This is a genomic window from Ensifer sp. ZNC0028, from assembly GCF_000799055.1.
Classification (GTDB): Bacteria; Pseudomonadota; Alphaproteobacteria; order Rhizobiales; family Rhizobiaceae; genus Ensifer.
Genome location: NZ_JTLA01000031.1, coordinates 1 through 18142, shown reverse-complemented (window position 1 = coordinate 18142; position 18142 = coordinate 1). Strand labels below are relative to the sequence as shown.

General features: G+C 63.9%; 18 protein-coding genes. 11 read left to right on the top strand and 7 right to left on the bottom strand.

The features are described from left to right. Positions 1-31 precede the first annotated feature (31 nt). Positions 32-562, top strand: a complete 531-nt coding sequence (locus tag L981_RS07890) for an L-2-amino-thiazoline-4-carboxylic acid hydrolase (protein ID WP_043613656.1) — start codon at positions 32-34, stop codon at positions 560-562. Beyond that, positions 559-1812 carry a Zn-dependent hydrolase gene (locus L981_RS07885; RefSeq protein WP_043613654.1) on the top strand — a complete coding sequence of 418 codons (1254 nt, stop codon included), beginning with the start codon at positions 559-561 and terminating at the stop codon, positions 1810-1812. Before L981_RS07890 ends, L981_RS07885 begins: the two co-directional genes overlap by 4 nt. 66 nt (positions 1813-1878) lie before the next feature. On the opposite strand, the gene L981_RS07880 is transcribed toward L981_RS07885, so the two are convergent. Further along, entirely contained in the window at positions 1879-2556 is a 678-nt protein-coding gene (locus L981_RS07880; protein WP_043613652.1) for an isochorismatase family protein, read from the bottom strand. Positions 2557-2707: 151 nt separating this feature from the next. Then, positions 2708-3577, bottom strand: coding sequence for a pirin family protein (locus tag L981_RS07875; protein WP_043613650.1), 870 nt, complete (start codon positions 3575-3577; stop codon positions 2708-2710). A 121-nt stretch (positions 3578-3698) separates the two neighbouring features. Here L981_RS07875 and L981_RS07870 point away from each other — a divergent pair, with 121 nt between their 5' ends. Next, the gene (locus tag L981_RS07870) at positions 3699-4619 is read left to right on the top strand and encodes a LysR family transcriptional regulator (RefSeq protein WP_043613648.1); all 921 of its coding nucleotides are present in this window, start codon (positions 3699-3701) and stop codon (positions 4617-4619) included. A gap of 17 nt (positions 4620-4636) precedes the next feature. Here the strand turns inward: L981_RS07870 and L981_RS07865 are convergent, their stop codons facing one another. Next, positions 4637-5866: an ROK family transcriptional regulator gene (locus tag L981_RS07865; protein WP_043613646.1), complete on the bottom strand. Its 1230-nt coding sequence runs from the start codon at positions 5864-5866 to the stop codon at positions 4637-4639. Positions 5867-6097: 231 nt separating this feature from the next. On the opposite strand from L981_RS07865, the gene L981_RS07860 reads away from it, so the two are divergent. The 6 genes from L981_RS07860 to L981_RS07835 all read left to right on the top strand — a co-directional run bounded on the left by L981_RS07860 (position 6098) and on the right by L981_RS07835 (position 12278). Next, complete coding sequence (locus L981_RS07860; RefSeq protein ID WP_043613644.1) at positions 6098-7336, top strand: extracellular solute-binding protein; 1239 nt, start codon at positions 6098-6100, stop codon at positions 7334-7336. A 173-nt stretch (positions 7337-7509) separates the two neighbouring features. Continuing rightward, complete coding sequence (locus L981_RS07855; RefSeq protein WP_043613642.1) at positions 7510-8391, top strand: carbohydrate ABC transporter permease; 882 nt, start codon at positions 7510-7512, stop codon at positions 8389-8391. Further along, positions 8391-9236, top strand: coding sequence for a carbohydrate ABC transporter permease (locus L981_RS07850; RefSeq protein ID WP_043613640.1), 846 nt, complete (start codon positions 8391-8393; stop codon positions 9234-9236). Before L981_RS07855 ends, L981_RS07850 begins: the two co-directional genes overlap by 1 nt. Beyond that, a complete protein-coding gene (locus L981_RS07845; protein WP_043613638.1) occupies positions 9233-10258 on the top strand; it encodes an SIS domain-containing protein in 1026 nt (341 codons plus the stop codon). Before L981_RS07850 ends, L981_RS07845 begins: the two co-directional genes overlap by 4 nt. Before the next feature lie 2 nt (positions 10259-10260). After that, positions 10261-11196: a PfkB family carbohydrate kinase gene (locus L981_RS07840; protein ID WP_043613636.1), complete on the top strand. Its 936-nt coding sequence runs from the start codon at positions 10261-10263 to the stop codon at positions 11194-11196. Beyond that, positions 11193-12278, top strand: a complete 1086-nt coding sequence (locus L981_RS07835) for an ABC transporter ATP-binding protein (RefSeq protein WP_043613634.1) — start codon at positions 11193-11195, stop codon at positions 12276-12278. The genes L981_RS07840 and L981_RS07835 overlap by 4 nt, the downstream gene beginning before the upstream one ends. Before the next feature lie 66 nt (positions 12279-12344). On the opposite strand, the gene L981_RS07830 is transcribed toward L981_RS07835, so the two are convergent. From L981_RS07830 to L981_RS07815, 4 genes are all read right to left on the bottom strand, one after another. After that, positions 12345-13115 carry an amino acid ABC transporter ATP-binding protein gene (locus tag L981_RS07830; RefSeq protein ID WP_043613632.1) on the bottom strand — a complete coding sequence of 257 codons (771 nt, stop codon included), beginning with the start codon at positions 13113-13115 and terminating at the stop codon, positions 12345-12347. A gap of 13 nt (positions 13116-13128) precedes the next feature. Beyond that, entirely contained in the window at positions 13129-13791 is a 663-nt protein-coding gene (locus tag L981_RS07825; protein ID WP_043613630.1) for an amino acid ABC transporter permease, read from the bottom strand. A 5-nt stretch (positions 13792-13796) separates the two neighbouring features. Continuing rightward, the gene (locus L981_RS07820; protein WP_043613628.1) at positions 13797-14459 is read right to left on the bottom strand and encodes an amino acid ABC transporter permease; all 663 of its coding nucleotides are present in this window, start codon (positions 14457-14459) and stop codon (positions 13797-13799) included. Positions 14460-14524: 65 nt separating this feature from the next. Next, positions 14525-15364 carry a transporter substrate-binding domain-containing protein gene (locus L981_RS07815; protein ID WP_052201656.1) on the bottom strand — a complete coding sequence of 280 codons (840 nt, stop codon included), beginning with the start codon at positions 15362-15364 and terminating at the stop codon, positions 14525-14527. 162 nt (positions 15365-15526) lie between these two features. On the opposite strand from L981_RS07815, the gene L981_RS07810 reads away from it, so the two are divergent. Further along, on the top strand, positions 15527-16585 hold the full coding sequence (locus L981_RS07810; protein ID WP_043613626.1) for a D-TA family PLP-dependent enzyme: 1059 nt from the start codon (positions 15527-15529) through the stop codon (positions 16583-16585). Positions 16586-16915: 330 nt separating this feature from the next. Continuing rightward, positions 16916-17953 carry a sulfate ABC transporter substrate-binding protein gene (locus L981_RS07805; protein WP_371258846.1) on the top strand — a complete coding sequence of 346 codons (1038 nt, stop codon included), beginning with the start codon at positions 16916-16918 and terminating at the stop codon, positions 17951-17953. The last annotated feature ends 189 nt before the right edge of the window (positions 17954-18142 follow it).

Here is an 18142-nt window from a genome sequence, read left to right as displayed (position 1 = left end):
ATCTGCCCTGAGGCAGACAGGGAGGCATTGCATGGACAAGACGGACAAACAAAACACCGATTTACGCGCGGCGCTAGACGGCGAGATCGGCATTCTCGCACGCCGCCGTATCGAGGCCGGCATCATCGCGCCGATCTATGAGGCGATGCGCGAGGAGATCGGCGAGGAACGCGCCCAGGCGATCCTCGACAAGGCGATCACCAAGGCCGCGATCGAGGCCGGCCGGACCTTTGCCGCAAAGACCCCCGGCGGCACCAACCTGCGCACCTTCCAGGAACTGCAGGATCTCTGGACCCAGGACGACGCCCTCGTCATCGAGGTGACGAAAGCGACCGACGACGAATTCCACTACAACGTGAAGCGCTGTCGCTACGCCGAGACCTATCGCGAGATGGGGCTCGGCCATATCGGACACCTGCTGTCCTGCAACCGCGACGGCGTCTTCTGCACTGGCTACGATCCGCGCATCACGCTGGAGCGCACCCAGACCGTGATGCAGGGCGCGTCCCATTGCGATTTCCGCTACCGGCTCAACAAGGACGCGCCGGAGCAGTCGAAATGAACGCGGAAGCCATGCGCAGCGAACCGAGCCGCATCAACACGCCGGCGACCAACGGCGACCGGCTCTGGGCCGATATCGTCTCGACCGCGCGCTTCGGGGCTGCGGACAAGGGCGGCGTCACGCGACTGACATTGACCGAGGAGGATCGCGAGGTCCGCGATTGGTACGTTGCCGAATGCCGAGCGCTCGGCTGCACGGTCGAAATCGACGCCATCGGCAACATCTTCGCGACCTATGCAGGCGAGGACATGTCGCTGCCGGCGATCGCCGCCGGCAGCCATCTCGACACCCAGCCGCAGGGCGGCCGCTTCGACGGTATTCTCGGCGTGCTTGCCGGGGTCGAAATCCTGCGCACGCTCAAGGAAAGCGCCACCCGGCTCCGCCATCCGCTCGTGGTCGTCAACTGGACGAACGAGGAAGGCTCTCGCTTCTCGCCGGCAATGCTGGGCTCCGGCGTCTTTGCCGGCGCGATGGCGCTCGATGACGCCCAGGCGCGCACCGACCGCGAAGGTGTCGCGGTTGGAGCAGCACTCGATGCGATCGGCTATCGCGGCGAGGCCACGATCGATCCTGCTTCCTTTGCCGCCTATGTCGAGCTCCATATCGAGCAAGGGCCGCTGCTCGAAGCGTCGGCGACCGAAATCGGCGTTGTCACCGGTATCCAGGGATTGCGCTGGTTCGATGTCGCCATCACCGGCACGGAGGCGCATGCGGGCAGCACGCCGATGGCGCAGCGCGACGATGCGCTCGTGGCGGCGGCCGAGATCGTCCTTGCCGTCCGCGACATCGCCCACCAGAACCCGCCGGGCGTCGGCACCGTCGGCTTCGTCGAGGTCGGCCCGAATTCGCGCAATGTCGTGCCGGGTTCCGTGCGGCTGCAGATCGACATGCGCCATCCGTCCGAGACCGGGCTCGACCAGATGCAGGCGGCTCTTGAAGACGCTGTCCGCAAGGCTGGCCCTGGCGTCGCCTTGAAACACATCTGGTCGAAGGCGCCGGTCGTTTTCGATCCGACGATCGTGAACGCCGTGCGCGCCAGTACGGGAGCGCTCGGCTATTCGGCGACCGACATGGTCTCCGGCGCCGGCCATGATGCGGCCCATATCGCGACGATCACCCCGACCGCCATGATCTTCGTGCCGTCCAAGGACGGGCTGTCGCACAACGAGGCGGAATACACGTCACCTGAGGAATGCGCCCGCGGCGCCGAGGTCCTGTTCCAGACCATCCTGGAAATCGACCGCCGCTGATCATCAATACAAAACACCCACGGCAGAATGTCTGCCGTGGGTGCTTCGTTTGCTCTCGCGATGATCTTAGCCGCGCTGCGAGTCCAGCTTTTCCTGGTCCTTCTCGACCTGCTGGGCCTTGAGGTAGCTTTCGATCAGCAACTGGTATTCCGGGAAGATCTTGGTGTAGATCTCGGCCCACTGCTGGGCGTCGTCGCGATGCCAGGTGCGCTGCAGTTCAGATGCGACGGCTGCCGTATCCATCGGCACCACGCCCGCCTGAACGACACGGGCAAGCGTGATTTCCTCCGCCATCTTCGAATAGGTGCCCGAGGCGTCGATGACGACGAACACCTTGTAGCCCTCATGGACGGCGCTGATCGCCGGGAAGGCCATGCAGACGCTGGTGATCGTGCCGGCAATGATCAGGGTCTTGCGGCCGGTTTCCTTGACGGCGGCGACGAAGTCCGGATTGTCCCAGGCGTTGATCTCGCCGCGGCGGGCGACATACTTGGCATGCGGCGCATTGGCATGGATTTCCTGGATCAGCGGGCCGTTCGGACCCTGTGGCACGGAGGCGGTGGTGATGACCGGCATCTTCGTCAGCGTCGCCATGCTGGCAAGCGCTGCCGCATGGGCGCGAAGCTTCGGCATCGGCATGTCGTTGACAGTCTGGAACAGGCCGCTCTGGTGGTCGATCAAAAGCATCACCGCATCATCGGGATCGATTACCGGGCGCTGTCCGTTGAAGTTTGCAGGGGTCATGGTCTTGCTCCTTGTTGATTGACGTTTGTGTCGAGACAACGGCCCGGTTGATTTGCGGCCGTTGCTCCTTGTGAGGCTCTAGATCTTTAGGCGGATCGCTTCCGCCGGCGGGTCATCCGAGCATCGACCCGGTGCGTGCGCCGAGCCGGGGCTAGGCGATCGCGATCTTGCCGAAGCGACCGGACTGGAAGTCCGTCATCGCCTGCCTGATTTCCTGCTCGGTGTTCATGACGAAGGGGCCGTACATGGCGACCGGTTCGTCGATCGGCTCGCCGGCCAGGATGAGTGCAGTCGCATCCGAACTGGCGTCCAGCGTGATGCCGCTACCGTCGCGACCGAAGAGCACGAACTGCGCCTCGCCGACGAGATCGCTGCCGTTGACGAGCACGTTGCCGCGCAGGACCGCCAGGCCGAGCGAGTGGCCCTCGGGCGGGTCAAGGCTGAGCGAACCCTGCTGCTTCAGGCGCAGGTCCCAGAGATTGAGCGGCGTGTAGGTGCGCGCGGGTCCCTGCGTTCCGGCGTAGCTTCCGGCGATCACCCTCAGCGATCCCGCACCGTCCGGCAGGCTGACCGTCGGAATGTCGCGATCGAGCAGCGTCTGGTAGCCGGGGTCGACACTCTTGTGGGCGGCCGGCAGGTTGACCCAGAGCTGCACCATTTCAAGCGTGCCGCCTTCTCCGGTGAAACGCTCCGAATGGAACTCCTCGTGCAGGATACCGCCGGCGGCCGTCATCCATTGTACGTCGCCCGGACCGATATGGCCGCCATTGCCGGCGGAATCGCGGTGGTCGACCTCGCCCTGGTAGACGATGGTCACGGTCTCGAAGCCGCGGTGCGGATGGACGCCGACGCCGCGCGGCGTCACACCCGGCGCAAAATTCATCGGCCCAGCGTAGTCGAGCAGCAGGAAGGGGCTCGCATGATCGCCGGCGCGGTCACGCGCCAGCAGCGAACGAACCGGGAAGCCATCGCCAACCCAATGCGGATGCGCATTCCCGAAGATGCCGAGTATCTTTCTCATGGCTGTTTCTCCTTGGCCTCGCCAAGTCAGCGAGAGCGTTGGAGGGAAGATATGCGTGCACCAAATCTGGCGGTAGACGGCTAAACCGGTCTATAGTGTCCTGAAAACAGGACAAACGCCCATGCAGGATTTGAACGATCTCAAGCTGTTCGTCGACGTCGTCGAGCAGAACGGCTTTGCCGCCGCGGCCCGCAAATTGAACATGCCGCGCTCGCGCCTGAGCCGTCGCATCGGCCTTCTCGAAGAGCGCCTCGGGGTGCGGCTGGTGCAGCGCTCGACGCGCCACTTCGTCATCACCGAGATCGGGCACGAATATTACCGTCATTGCGTGGCCATGCTGGTGGAGGCCGAGGCCGCGCAGGAAATGATCGACCGCACCCGCTCCGAACCGCAGGGTGTGGTTCATGTCAGCTGCCCGTCGTCGGTCGTCTATTTCCAGGTGGGCGAGATGATCGCGCGCTTCATGGCCGAATGCCCGAAGGTCGAGGTCGTGCTCGAAAGCACCAATCGACGCGTCGACGTCCTGCGCGAAGGTATCGATGTCGCCATTCGCGTGCGCTTCCCGCCGCTCGAGGAAAGCGATCTCGTCGTCAAGCGGTTCGCCGAGAGCAAGCAAAGGCTGGTCGCCAGCCCCAGGCTGCTTGCCGGCATGAGCAACCCGCCAGCACCGGCGGATCTCGGTGGACTGCCGAGCCTTGCCTGGAACCCCGATCGCCAGAGCCACGACTGGCGGCTCGACGGCCCCGACGGCGCGACCGCGATCGTCCGGCACCGGCCGCGGCTGGTGACAGAGGATATGGTGGCCCTGCGGCTCGCCGCGCTCAACGGCGTCGGCATCTGCCAACTGCCGACCATGGTGGTGCGGCAGGACCTGAAGGACGGCACACTTGTGGACGTTTTGCCCGACTGGGCGCCGAAGGCCGGCATCATTCATGCGGCCTTCCCGTCGCGGCGCGGCCTGCTTCCATCCGTGCGCGCCCTGCTCGATTTTCTCGGCGCCGAATTTGCGGAACTTGCCCGTCTGGACGAACCCCGGACCTGATCGCCGGAAGCCGGCCGTCAGACGACGGCGGCGACCCGGGTCTTGAGGATTGCCGAAAAGCGCGGATCAAAGGTCCGGCTGATCGGCTCGGCGGCAGCACCGATCGCCACCGCCCAGGGGTCGGTGAAGCCGACCTGAAGCCTCGGAAGCGTGCGGTCTCGCCGATCGGCGATCGACGGCAGCAGCGGCATCATCGCGTCGGTCAACAGGCGCGCAAGGCCCGGCGGCAGGCCACCGCAGAGGATCACAGTCTGCGGGTCGAAGATCGTTTCCAGCGCCTGGACAGCCGCGCGCATTTCGAAGGCGGCCGCGTCGATCCAGCGAAGCAGGCTGTGATCCGGGCTCGCCGCCACGGCATCAATGCGCGCATAGAGGTCCGGGTCGGCCGGATCGAGGTCGAGAAGCTTGCACAGCGACGCGATCGAGGCACGGTGTTCGAGCGGCATACGCTCGTCGGAACTGGCCCCGCGCGGCAGGCTGAGGATCATGCCGATCTCGCCGGCATTGCCGTTGGCGCCGCGATAAAGCTCGCCGTTGAGGATCAGGCCCGCGCCGAGACCGTAGCCGAAGTAAATGCAGATCGCATGATCGACGCCGTGCGCCGCTCCGACCATGCGCTCGGCGGTCGCGGCCGCAGCGGCGTCGTTCTGCAGGCCGACATCGAGCCCGGTACCGGCGGCAAGCGTTTCGAGCAACGGAAAGTTCTGCCAGGCGGCCATCATCCACGGGTCGTCGGCATCGGCGTCCACACCGAACGGACCGGGCATGGCGGCGCCAAGCCCGACGAGGCGATCCTCCGAATGCGGCGCCAACGCCGTCAGGTCGCGGCGGGTCTTTTCGATCAGCTCGAGGATGGTCCTGACCCCGGTCGCCGGTCCGCCGGCCGGCAGGTTGGCCTCGCCGCGGGCAAGCACCCGGCCGACAAGATCGACCGCGATCGTGCGCGTCACGTGCCGGTCGATCTGCAACCCGATCGCAAACGCGCCTTCCGGCACCAGCCGGTAGGGCGTGGACGGCTGCCCGCGGCCGTTGCGCACGGCCTCCAGCGACTCGACCAGCCCGTCTCGCTCCAGGTCCTCGATGATGTTGGAAACGGTCTGCTTGGTCAGCGCCGTCGCTCGGGCAAGGTCAGCGCGGGACAATTGGCCGTTCAGCCGCAACGCGTCGATCATGACGCGGCGGTTATGCGCGCTCGTCCCCTCCTGATTGGTGCCGCTCTTCGCCCGGATCAGGCGCATATCGTTCATCCAAAAACCCCTCTTGACACTGTTAGAATATTGAACAAAAAATAAGTCAAGACAATTGACTTAATAGAAGCCGAAAAGAGCTTCGGGGGAACGACAGCGGCGGCAAGACCACCGCGAGCGCTCCAATTGATATGTCGACAGCCGCTTCGTGAAAGGCGGACTTCTCGCATGCGGCGTGCCGCATAAGGCATGCCGGGAAATCTGAAACGCTTATGTCATTGGGAGGTAGGAATGTTGAAATCCATAAGAACGACGCTGCTTTGCGCGACCCTTGCCGGCGTCTCCTTTGCTGGCCACGCGCATGCCGAAACGACGCTCAACGCACTGTTCATGGCCCAGGCCGCCTATAGCGAGGCGGATGTGCGCGCCATGACCGAGGCCTTCACCAAGGCCAACCCGGATGTGAAGGTCAATCTCGAATTCGTTCCCTACGAAGGCCTGCACGACAAGACCGTGCTGGCGCAGGGTTCCGGTGGCGGCTACGACGTCGTGCTCTTCGACGTGATCTGGCCGGCCGAATATGCCGCCAACAAGGTGCTCGTCGACGTCACCGACCGCATCACCGACGAGATGAAGTCCGGCGTTCTGCCCGGCGCCTGGACGACGGTCGAATATGACGGCAAGCGCTACGGCATGCCTTGGATCCTCGACACCAAATACCTGTTCTACAACAAGGAAATCCTGGAGAAGGCCGGCATCAAGGCGCCGCCGAAGACCTGGGACGAGCTTGCCGAACAGGCGAAGGTCATCAAGGACAAGGGCCTGCTCGCCACCCCGATCGCCTGGAGCTGGTCGCAGGCGGAAGCCGCGATCTGCGACTATACCACCCTCGTCAGCGCCTATGGCGGCAAGTTCATCGACGGTGGCAAGCCGGCCTTTACGTCGGGCGGCGGTCTTGATGCGCTCAATTACATGGTGACGAGCTACACCTCCGGGCTCACCAATCCGAACTCCAAGGAATTCCTGGAGGAGGACGTGCGCAAGGTGTTCCAGAACGGCGAAGCTGCCTTCGCGCTCAACTGGACCTATATGTACAACCTCGCCAACGATCCGAAGGAAAGCAAGGTCGCGGGCAAGGTCGGCGTCGTGCCGGCACCGGGCGTGGCCGGCAAGAGCGAAGTCTCGGCCGTCAACGGCTCGATGGGTCTCGGCGTCACCTCGACCAGCAAGAGCCCGGACGAGGCGTGGAAGTACATCGTCTACATGACCTCGCAGCAGACGCAGAACGCCTATGCCAAGCTCAGCCTGCCGATCTGGGCCTCGTCCTATGAGGATGCCAGCGTCACCAAGGGCCAGGAAGAGCTGATCGGCGCTGCCAAGCTCGGCCTTGCGGCCATGTATCCGCGTCCGACGACCCCGAAGTACCAGGAACTTTCGACCGCCCTTCAACAGGCGATCCAGGAAGCGCTTCTCGGCCAGGCTTCGGCCGAAGACGCCCTGAAGACGGCGGCCGAAAACAGCGGCCTTTGAGCCGCCCTCCCAAGCCCCGGGCGGGAAACCGCCCGGGGACCGCGGGAACTGGCGGCAGCACCGCCACGCTTCAACACTTTGATTTGGCGCATCATTCGCTTGGGTCGATGACGATCCGGGGCAGTATGCGATAGCATGACGGGGCTCCCTAGGCCCGAGAAGGTTTCCATCCTATGTCCGGCACCTGGATAACAACGCGCGCATGGCTGCTCATGCTGCCACTGCTGGCGGTGATGATCGCCGTCATCGGCTGGCCGTTGATCGACACGATCAGGCTTTCCTTCACCGACGCCAAGCTCGTCGGCACGGAAGGCACGTTCGTCGGCTTCGACAACTATGCCAAGATGCTTGGTGGCTCGAATTTCCAGCGTGCGTTCATCACGACGACCTGGTTCGCGGTCGTCTCGGTCACGGCGGAAATGGTGCTCGGCGTGCTCGCAGCCCTGCTGCTCAACCAGCAATTCCGCGGCCGCACGGCGCTCAGAGCCCTGATGATCCTGCCCTGGGCGCTCCCGACCGTGGTCAACGCCACGCTGTGGCGGCTGATCTACAATCCGGAATATGGCGCGCTCAATGCCGCCCTGACGCAGATCGGCCTGATCGACAGCTACCGCTCCTGGCTCGGCGAACCCAGCTCGGCGCTGACGGCGCTGATCATCGCCGACTGCTGGAAGAACTTTCCGCTGGTGGCGCTAATCGCGCTCGCCGCCCTTCAGGCCGTACCGCGCGACATCACCGCCGCCTCGCTCGTCGACGGCGCGGGCCCGGTCAATCGGTTCCGCTACGTCATCATGCCCTATCTGGCAGGCCCGCTGCTGGTTGCGCTGGTGCTGCGCACCATCGAGGCCTTCAAGGTCTTCGACCTCATCTGGGTGATGACGCGTGGCGGACCGGCCAACAGCACCCGGACGCTGTCGATCCTGGTCTACCAGGAAGCCTTCTCCTTTCAGCGGGCAGGATCCGGCGCCTCGTTAGCGCTGATCGTAACCCTGCTTGTCACCGTGCTCGCCGTCGCCTACGCGGCCATGGTGCGCAAAGCCGCGGGAGCCTCGTGATGGAACGCCAAAGCCCAATCTTTACCGTTTTCGTCTATGCGGCGGCACTGCTCTTGGCGGCGATCATTCTCGCCCCGATCCTTTGGCTCTTCGTCATGAGCATTTCGTCGGCCGCCGACCTCTCGGCGAAACCGCTCAACTGGTGGCCGGAGGAAATCGACCTTTCGCGCTACCGGCTGCTGCTGTCGACGATCGAGAACAGCGCGGGTGCGGCCTTTACCGCTTCGCTTTTCAACAGCCTGAAGGTCGCCGGCATGGCGACGCTGGCAGCAATCGCGGTCGCCATTCCGGCCGCCTGGGCGGTGTCGCGCACGTCAAATGTCTCCTGGTCGCTCTATGCGGTGATCGCCACCTACATGCTGCCGCCGGTGGCGCTTGCCGTGCCGCTCTACATGGGGCTTGCCTATCTCGGGCTTCTGAATTCGGTGTTCGGCCTGGCGCTCGTCTACCTCACCATTCTCGCACCCTTCACCACCTGGCTCTTGAAATCCGGCTTCGATTCCATTCCCAAGGAAATCGAGAGTGCGGCGATGATCGACGGCGCTCGCCTCGACCAGATCCTGCGGCTCATTACCCTGCCGCTCGCGGCACCCGTCATGGCGACATCGGCCCTCTTTGCCTTCCTGCTCGCCTGGGACGAATTCTTCTACGCGCTGCTCTTCACGTCGGATCTGCGCGCCAAAACGCTTACGGTTGCCATTTCCGATCTCGCCGGCGGCCGTGTCTCCGATTACGGGCTGATCGCCACAGCCGGGGTGCTGGCCGCCCTGCCCCCGGTCCTGATCGGCCTCGTCATGCAACGTGCCCTGATCTCCGGGCTTACCAGCGGCGGTGTGAAGGGATGACGGCTATGACCACTTCGGAACGCCCCGCTGGGCTCGTCGCAATCGATCGTGAAATGGCGCGCCAGGCGGCCGACGCCATCGCCTCGGTCCGCGGAGCAGCACCGCGCGCCGCGGAGATCGCCCGCTCGCTGAAGGCGACCGGCAAACTCCTCCTGCTTGGCATGGGTGGCTCGCATGCCGTCGGCCGCGCCGTCGAACCGCTCTACCGCGCCCATGGCATCGACGCCGTCGCCCTGCCGCTTTCAGAGCAGCTCGGCCAGCCGCTGTCGATCGAGGACAAGACGATCCTCGTCACTTCTCAGTCCGGCGAAAGTGCCGAAGTGCTGCGCTGGTTCGGCGAGACCAATGGCGGAACGCCGCACACGTTCGGTCTGACGCTGGAAGGCGGCTCCTTCCTCGCCAGCAACGCGCCGTCGCTCGTCGGTGTCGGCGGGACTGAAAAAGCTTTTGCCGCCACCCGCAGCCTGACCATCAGCTTCGCCCTGCATCTCGCCGTGCTCGCGGCGCTTGGCGACGATCCCGCCGACGCGCTTTCCGCATTGGAAAATCCGCAAGCGCCGGATACGTCCGCAGCACTTGCAGCGCTGACGGACGTGCGCTCCGTCGTCACTTCGGGCCGTCGTCTGCAGGGTCTCGCCGAGGCGATCGGCCTCGGCCTCACCGAACTCTCTCGCCTGCCGTGCTTCTCGCTCGAAGGCGGCCAGCTTCGGCATGGGCCGATGGAAATGCTCGGCCCTTCGGTCGGCGTCGTTCTCTTCCGTGGCGCGGATGCGACCGCCGGGCTCGTTCGCGCCATGGCGATCTCGGCTGCCGAAGCCGGTTCGCCGGTCGTCGTCTTCGACGCGTCCGGCGAGGCGGCGATCGATGGCGTCACCACCATCCCCTTTGCATCGGCTTCCGGCCTGGCGGCGATCTTCGCCATGCTGCCGGTCGCCCAATCCTTCATGATCGCCTTTGCGGCGGCCCGCGTCGAGAATGCCGGCACCCCCGTGCGCTCGACCAAGATTACCCGGAGCGAATAACGATGCGTCCTCTTGCCGTGGTCGGCAACGCCAATGTCGACCTCATCCTCGGGCCGGCGGCCCCCTGGCCCAAGGCCGGAACCGAAATCATCGTCGACCATGACGAGTTGCGCGTCGGCGGCTGCGCCGGCAACAGCGCGCTTGCCTGGGACGCGCTCGGCGTCGACTACGCGATCGCCGCCAATGTCGGCAACGACCAGTTCGGCACCTGGCTGAGGCAGGCCTTTCCCGAGCGATCCAAGGCCTGGCCGGTCGAGACTGTCGGAACCACGCTCTCCGTCGGCATCACCCATCCCGATGGCGAGCGCACCTTTTTCACCACGCGCGGGCATCTGCCGCTCCTCAATTTCGAGGAAGTCCGTGCCATGCTCGACGGCGAAAGACTGCGCGGCGGTTACGCGCTTCTCACCGGCTCGTTCCTGACCGACGCGCTGACCGCAGACTATGACCGCTTCTTCGAGTGGGCCGATGCGCACGACATTGCAGTGGCACTCGACACCGGCTGGCCGCTCGACGGCTGGACCGAGGCGAACTGCGCGGCGACCATCGGCTGGTTGAAGCGTTGTCGGCTGGCGCTCTTCAACGAGGTCGAGACGACGACCCTGACAGGCGTTTCCGACCCAACCGAGGCGGCGCGGGAGCTCCGCAAACACATGCCCGAAGACGCGATCGTCGTGGTCAAGCGCGGCCCGCACGGCGCGATCGCCATCGACGCGGAAGGCCGCGTTTCATCTGCGGCAGCACCCGTCGTCACCGTGGTCGATACGATCGGCGCCGGCGACGTCTTCAATGCCGGCTTCCTCGCGGCACTTGCAGCCGAAGTCCCGCTCGAAGCCTGCCTGCGCACCGGCGTCGCCATCGCCTCCGAGGCGATATCCACCCTGCCGCGCAGCTACGGCCAACCGCTTTCGTCCTACCTTCAGGAGACCGGCGCATGAGCGCTCTTGCCATAGAGAACATCCACAAGCGCTATGGCGAGATTGAGACGCTGAAGGGCATCGACATCGCGCTCGAAAGCGGCGAGTTCCTCGTCCTTCTCGGCTCGTCCGGCTGCGGCAAGTCCACGCTTCTCAACATCATCGCCGGACTGGCGGAGCCAAGCGGCGGCGACATCCGCATCGGCGAGCGCTCAATTCTTGGCGCGCATCCGAAGGACCGCGACATCGCCATGGTGTTCCAGTCCTATGCGCTCTACCCGAACATGAGCGTTGCGCGGAACATCGGCTTCGGCCTGGAGATGCGCAAGGTTCCGGTCGCCGAACGCGAGAAGGCGGTAAAAGAAACCGCAAAACTGCTGCAGATCGAAAACCTGCTCGAGCGCAAGCCAAGCCAGCTCTCCGGCGGCCAGCGCCAGCGCGTCGCCATTGGCCGGGCGCTGGTGCGCAATCCGCAGGTCTTCCTCTTCGACGAGCCGCTCTCCAACCTCGACGCCAAGCTGCGCATGGAAATGCGCACCGAACTCAAGCGCCTGCACCAGATGCTGAAGACGACCGTCGTCTATGTCACCCACGACCAGATCGAGGCGATGACGCTTGCAACCCGCATCGCCGTCATGCGCGACGGCCGTATCGAGCAACTGGGAACGCCGGAAGAGATTTACGATCGGCCCGCCACGCTCTACGTCGCCGGCTTCGTCGGTTCACCGCCGATGAACATCCTGGACGCGACCGTTGCACAAGGTCGGGTGACGATCGCCGGCGGTGATCAGGCGATCGCCCTACCGCCCCAATTTCGCGGCCTGGTCTCCGATGGTCAGCGCGTCAAGGTCGGCATCCGTCCGGAAGCGCTAAGACTGGCCTCCGGCGACGAGGCCGCGCCACAGTTCAAGGCGCGTGTCGAGGTGGTTGAACTGACCGGCCCGGAACTCGTCACCACCGCGCGGATCGGTGACCAGCGCATCACCGCCTGCCTGCCTCCGCGCAGTTCGCTGCTTGCCGGCGACGAGCGCGCCTTCACCATCGAGGCGGATGCGCTGCATCTCTTCGATCCGCAAAGCGGCCGGTCGTTCGCGAAAGGCTGAACCTTTCGCGGAAAATGAGAGCCGGCCGTCGCTTTTGCGGCGGCCGGCCCGATCATAGAACCCGGATCAGTTGAAGGACGAGCTTTTCAGGAACTCCGCCAGACGTTCCGTCTGCGGCTTCACGAACATTTCCTTCGGATTGCCCTCTTCACCGATGCGCCCCTGGTTCATGAAGATCACCCGCGTCGAGACCTCATAGGCAAAGCGCATTTCGTGGGTGACGAGCAGCATGCTCATGCCGTCTTCGGCAAGCCCCTTGATCACCTGCAGCACCTCGTTGACGAGTTCCGGATCGAGCGCCGAAGTCACCTCGTCAAACAGCATCAGCTTCGGGTTCATTGCGATCGCCCGGGCGATCGCCACGCGCTGCTGCTGTCCGCCGGAGAGCTGGCCGGGAAAGTGATCCATGCGCGACAGCAGCCCGACGCGGTCCAGCCATTTCTCCGCAACCGCCCGCGCCTCGTCGCGCCCCATGCCGCGGACCTTCATCAGGCCGAGCATGATGTTTCTCGCCGCGCTCATATGCGGGAAGAGGTTGAACTGCTGGAAGGCCATGCCGGTCATCGCCCGCTGGCGGGCGATTTCCTTTTCCTTCTTGCGTTTGCGCACCCCGCCCACGGTCTCGTAGCCGATCTCCTGGCCGTCGATGCGGATCGAGCCGCCCTGGAATTCCTCCAGCATGTTGATACAGCGCAGCATCGTCGTCTTACCCGAGCCGCTGGAGCCGATGATGGAGATGACCTCCCCTTGCGCCATGGTGCAGTCGACGCCCTTCAGCACTTCGACGGCGCCGTAGCGTTTGTGGAGATCGCGGATTTCAAGCAATGTCTGGGTCATCGGAGCCGAAGCCTCAGGATGGGACAGCGGTCTTGCGTTCGACGTAACGGCCGAAGCGCTCGATGCTGTAGTTGATGACGAAATAGAGGAAGCCGGCGAAGAAGTAGAACTCGAGGCTCATGAAGCTGCGCGAGATCTGCTCCTGGGTGCGAAGCAGAAGCTCGGCGACGCCGATGATCGACAGAAGCGTCGAGGCCTTGACCATTTCGGCCGCCGTATTGACCCAGGCCGGCAGCGCCTGCCGCAACGCCTGCGGCCCGAGCACGTAGACGAAGGTCTGCGAAAATGTCAGGCCGATGGCCTTCGCCGCCTCCGTCTGCCCCTTCGGAATTGCCTGCAGCGCGCCGCGAACGAGCTCGCCAACATGGGAGCTGCAGAAGATCGACAACGCCAGGATGCCGGCCTGGAAGGGCCCGAGATCGATGCCGACGGTGCTGAGCACATAGTAGCTCGCAAGAACGAGCACGAGAACCGGCGTACCCCGGATGAAATCCGTATAGCCGCGCACGATCCATTGCACCGGCCGATAGCCATAGGTGAGCGCGAGGCCGACGAAGACGCCGAGTACCGTTCCGACGACGATCGACAGGAAGGAGATCGAGATCGAAACACCGAGCCCCTTCAGCAAGGGAATGCGGGCGAGCCAGAGCTGATCGAGAAATGCTGGAAAATCCATCGCGATCACCTCGGCACGGAGAGACGACGCTCAACCGCGCGCATCAGGGCGGCAAGCACCGAACAGGTGGCGACATAGAGGCAGCTCGCGACGATCCAGGTCTCGATCACCCGGAAGGTCTCGACGTTGATCTTTCGCGCCTCGAAGGTGAGTTCGGGAACGGCGATCGCCGCGGCAAGCGAGGTATCCTTGAACAGCGAGATCATCGTGCTACTGAGCGAGGGCAGCACGTTGCGCAGCATCAAGGGCAGGATGATCGAGGTGCGGATCTGCATTTCCGTGAGCCCGATCGCCAGCCCCGCCTCGCGCTGCCCCGGCGGTACCGAGAGCAGCCCGCCGCGAAAAACTTCAGCGAGATAGGCGCCGGAATAGATCGCCAGCGTCAGCACGAAGCTCTCGATCTTGCCGAGCCTGACGCCGAGTTGCGGCAAGGCGAAGTAACTGAACAGCACCAGAACCAGGATCGGCGTGTTGCGGATGACGGTCACGTAGAGACCGGCCGGCTTGCGCAGGAACGGGTTTTTCGACACCAGACCGAAGGCCGTGACGAGGCCGATCAGGCAGCCCGCAAGGATCGCCGCGAAGGCGAGGCCGAGGCTGAGCGCCAGCCCTTCGAGCAGAAGATCGAAGGAGCGCCAGACCGCGGAAAAATTCAGAGTATAGCCCATGTTTCAGCCACCCATGCCGAAGGACGGAGAGCGACCCCGCAGGCGGCGGGATCGCCCGGAGAGGCTTACTTGTACTCGACCGGGAAACCGATCTGCGGCGGAGCAAGGTCCTTGCCGAACCAGGTCTTGAACGACTTCGCATAGAAGTCGAACTCGACGCCGGTCATCGCCTCGTGCAGTGCGGTGTTGACGAAGTTCAGCCAGTCCTGGTCGCCGCGCTTGACGCCGCAGGCATAAGTCTGCGGGTTCCAGCCGTAGCCGGCATCCTTGTAGCGGTTGGGGTTCTGGGTCATGTACCAGGCGAGCGACGACTGGTCGGTGGCGACCGTGTCGGCGCGTCCGGATTCCAGCGCCTGATAGATGAGGTCGACGGATTCGTACTGGTCGACCGTCGCTTCCGGCAAGGCGGCATGCACCATCGCCTCGGCATAGACGTTCTGCAGCACGGATACGGTGACGGACGAGCCGGCGGCCTTGAGCGCGGCGTAATCGGCATATTTGCCGTCGGCCTTCAGCATCAGGCCCACGCCCTCGCGATAGTAGGGAATGGTGAAGGCGATCTGCTGCGCGCGCTCACCGGTCACCGTCATGAACTGGCAGGTAATATCCACCTTGTTGGTGGTGATGTTCGGAATGCGGGCGTCGGACGACTGATTGACGAACTCGATCTTTTCCGGATCGCCGAACAGCGCCTTGGCGATGATACGGCCCATGTCGACATCGAAGCCCTGCAGCTTGTCGTCGGCGCTCTTGAAATGCCACGGCGCATTGGTGCTGCCGGTGCCCATGACCAGATGACCGCGGGCGATCACTTCGTCCAGCTTGCTCGCCGGTTCCTGGGCCGCGGCCGTACCGGCCATAGCCATGACTGCGATGGCAGCCGCTGCAAAAACGGTCTTGCTCATTTCATTCCTCCCTTTTTTAGCCTCCCCACCATTATTCTATTACTATGCATCATAATCTTGAATAATGGATTGACGTATCAAAGGCCCGCGGTCATATCTTGTCAAGGGCAGTTGAGGTAGTTTCGCCCCGATCCTGCGCCGCCCAAGAGGAGTTGAGTCGCGATGCCCCTGCCGATCGAAACCCCGGCCGTTCTCGTCGATCTTGAAATTGCCAAGCGTAACATCGAGCGTTTTCAGGCCTATGCGGATGTGCACGGCATTCGCGTCCGCCCGCACATCAAGACGCACAAGCTGCCGCAGATGGCCGAGCTTCAGCTTCAAGCCGGCGCCATCGGCATCACCTGCCAGAAGGTCACCGAGGCGGAAGCGATGGTTGCGGGCAGCGACCGGATCAAGGACGTTCTGATCACCTACAACATTCTCGGCGACGCCAAGATGGCGCGGCTGGAGCGGCTCAATGACCGCGTTTCGCTCGCGGTCGTCGCCGACAGCGAAACGGTCATCGACGGGCTCGCCGGCTATTTTGCCGGCAAGGACAAGCCGCTGCGCGTGTTCGTCGAATGCAACACCGGCGCCGATCGCTGCGGTGTCGGCTCCCCGGCAGAGGCCGCCAAGCTCGCCCGCCGGATCGAAGAGGCAAAGGGGCTCGTCTTCGGCGGGCTGATGACCTATCCGCCCGTCAACGGCCAGGCGAAGGTCCAGGCCTTCATGAGCGAGGCGAAGCAGCTGATCGAAGCCGACGGCATTGCCGTGCCGGCGATTACCTCCGGCGGCACGCCGAGCATGATGCATGCCGACGGCGCGCCCGTTGCCAGCGAGTACCGCCCCGGCACCTATATCTACAACGACCGCTCGCTGGTTTCGCGCGGCGTCGCCGGCTGGAACGAGTGCGCGCTGACGGTGCTTGCGACCGTCGTCTCGGTCCCTTCCGAAAACCGGGCTATCATCGATGCCGGCAGCAAGGTGCTGACCTCGGATCTGCTCGGCCTCACCGGCTACGGCCACGTGCTCGGCCGGGACGACATACGCATCGACCAGCTGTCGGAGGAACACGGCCGCCTCGTCACGGACGGACCGATCGGCTTGAAGGTCGGCGACCAGCTGAGGATCGTGCCGAACCACGCCTGCGTCGTCACCAACATGTTCGACGCCGTCCATATCGTCGAAGGCGATAAACTGAAGGATGTGTGGCCGGTGGTGGCGCGCGGCCACGTGCTCTAAGCACCCCCCATAGGGAACGAATAGCGCTGAATTGAAGCGTTTTGCCCGACAAATTCGTCTTTCATCGCCATCGGTCTTGCCGCCGAATGCATCTCCTGTGCCCTTCCGCACGCGAGATGCCGGACGGTAGAATCGACGCCATGACACTGGACAGCCGCGTCGCGCCCTCCATGTTACTGGCGATGGTTTGGCACCGCCGCCGAAATGGTTGCAGGCAAACCGTTCCCGAAAAGCCCGACAAAACGATAGGACATTTCCCCATAGCTGCCTCTGGCATCATCGGTTTACGTTGTAGCAGTCGACAAAATTGATAGTTTTATCTGGTAACCAATGGAGGTCGAAATGGTCTTTGGACGAATTACCGGAATGGTGGGACTGGCAATCGTGCTCGGAGGCCTGCAGCTGGGAGCTGCAAGTGTTGCATTTGCCGACACGACGATCTTGAACGTGTCATACGATCCGACACGTGAACTCTACAAGGACTTCAATGCTGCCTTTGCCGAGAAGTGGAAGGCGGACACCGGTGAGACCGTGACGATCCAGACGTCGCACGGCGGTTCGGGCAAGCAGGCCCGCTCGGTGATCGACGGGCTGCAGGCGGACGTCGTGACGCTGGCGCTCGAGGCGGATATCGACGCGATCGCCAAGGAAACCGGCAAGATCCCGGCGGACTGGAAGTCGAAGTTCGAAAACAACAGCGCCCCTTACACCTCGACGATCGTGTTCCTGGTGCGCAAGGGCAACCCCAAGGGCATCAAGGACTGGGGCGATCTGGTCAAGCCGGATATCCAGGTGATCACGCCGAACCCGAAGACCTCGGGCGGCGCGCGCTGGAACTTCCTCGCTGCCTGGGCCTATGGCCGCTCCGCCAATGGCGGTGACGATGCGAAAGCCCAGGAATACGTAACGGAGCTCTTCAAGCACGTTCCGGTGCTCGACACCGGCGCACGTGGTTCGACGACGACCTTCGTCCAGCGTGGCCTCGGCGACGTGCTGCTTGCCTGGGAAAACGAAGCCTACCTGTCGCTCGAGGAACTCGGCCCCGACAAGTTCGAGATCGTCACGCCGTCGATCTCGATCAAGGCGGAACCGCCGGTGGCCCTCGTCGACGGCAACGTCGATGCCAAGGGCACCCGCAAGGTGGCGGAAGCCTATCTCGGCTACCTCTACAGCGATACCGGCCAGAAGATCGCCGCCAAGCACTACTACCGGCCGTTCAAGCCGGCAGCGGCAGACCCGGCCGACATCAAGCGGTTCGGCGAACTGAAGCTCGTAACCATTGAAGATTTCGGCGGCTGGAAAGAAGCCCAGCCGAAATTCTTCGGCGATGGCGGCGTCTTCGACACGCTTTACAAGCCAGGCCAATAGACCTGAACAGCGCGCGCAGCCGGCGAGCCCGGTTGCGCGTCTTGCTTCGCGCCGGGCCGAGCCCTCGAGCGAAGCGCGTTTCATCGTACCGCGTAAAGACTGCAAAGGTAGTGCCATTGACGGATGCGACGAAGACTGCACCCTGGCGATTTCGCCAGCCGAGTGTTTTGCCTGGATTTGGATTGTCGC

Coding starts and splice junctions, on each gene's coding strand:
- L981_RS07830 (WP_043613632.1), bottom strand. CDS start 13,115: ATGACCCAGACATTGCTTGAAATCCGCGATCTCCACAAACGCTACGGC.
- L981_RS07825 (WP_043613630.1), bottom strand. CDS start 13,791: ATGGATTTTCCAGCATTTCTCGATCAGCTCTGGCTCGCCCGCATTCCC.
- L981_RS07835 (WP_043613634.1), top strand. CDS start 11,193: ATGAGCGCTCTTGCCATAGAGAACATCCACAAGCGCTATGGCGAGATT.
- L981_RS07885 (WP_043613654.1), top strand. CDS start 559: ATGAACGCGGAAGCCATGCGCAGCGAACCGAGCCGCATCAACACGCCG.
- L981_RS07870 (WP_043613648.1), top strand. CDS start 3,699: ATGCAGGATTTGAACGATCTCAAGCTGTTCGTCGACGTCGTCGAGCAG.
- L981_RS07850 (WP_043613640.1), top strand. CDS start 8,391: ATGGAACGCCAAAGCCCAATCTTTACCGTTTTCGTCTATGCGGCGGCA.
- L981_RS07845 (WP_043613638.1), top strand. CDS start 9,233: ATGACGGCTATGACCACTTCGGAACGCCCCGCTGGGCTCGTCGCAATC.
- L981_RS07890 (WP_043613656.1), top strand. CDS start 32: ATGGACAAGACGGACAAACAAAACACCGATTTACGCGCGGCGCTAGAC.
- L981_RS07875 (WP_043613650.1), bottom strand. CDS start 3,577: ATGAGAAAGATACTCGGCATCTTCGGGAATGCGCATCCGCATTGGGTT.
- L981_RS07840 (WP_043613636.1), top strand. CDS start 10,261: ATGCGTCCTCTTGCCGTGGTCGGCAACGCCAATGTCGACCTCATCCTC.
- L981_RS07810 (WP_043613626.1), top strand. CDS start 15,527: ATGCCCCTGCCGATCGAAACCCCGGCCGTTCTCGTCGATCTTGAAATT.
- L981_RS07880 (WP_043613652.1), bottom strand. CDS start 2,556: ATGACCCCTGCAAACTTCAACGGACAGCGCCCGGTAATCGATCCCGAT.
- L981_RS07815 (WP_052201656.1), bottom strand. CDS start 15,364: ATGAGCAAGACCGTTTTTGCAGCGGCTGCCATCGCAGTCATGGCTATG.
- L981_RS07860 (WP_043613644.1), top strand. CDS start 6,098: ATGTTGAAATCCATAAGAACGACGCTGCTTTGCGCGACCCTTGCCGGC.
- L981_RS07820 (WP_043613628.1), bottom strand. CDS start 14,459: ATGGGCTATACTCTGAATTTTTCCGCGGTCTGGCGCTCCTTCGATCTT.
- L981_RS07865 (WP_043613646.1), bottom strand. CDS start 5,866: ATGAACGATATGCGCCTGATCCGGGCGAAGAGCGGCACCAATCAGGAG.
- L981_RS07855 (WP_043613642.1), top strand. CDS start 7,510: ATGTCCGGCACCTGGATAACAACGCGCGCATGGCTGCTCATGCTGCCA.
- L981_RS07805 (WP_371258846.1), top strand. CDS start 16,916: ATGGAGGTCGAAATGGTCTTTGGACGAATTACCGGAATGGTGGGACTG.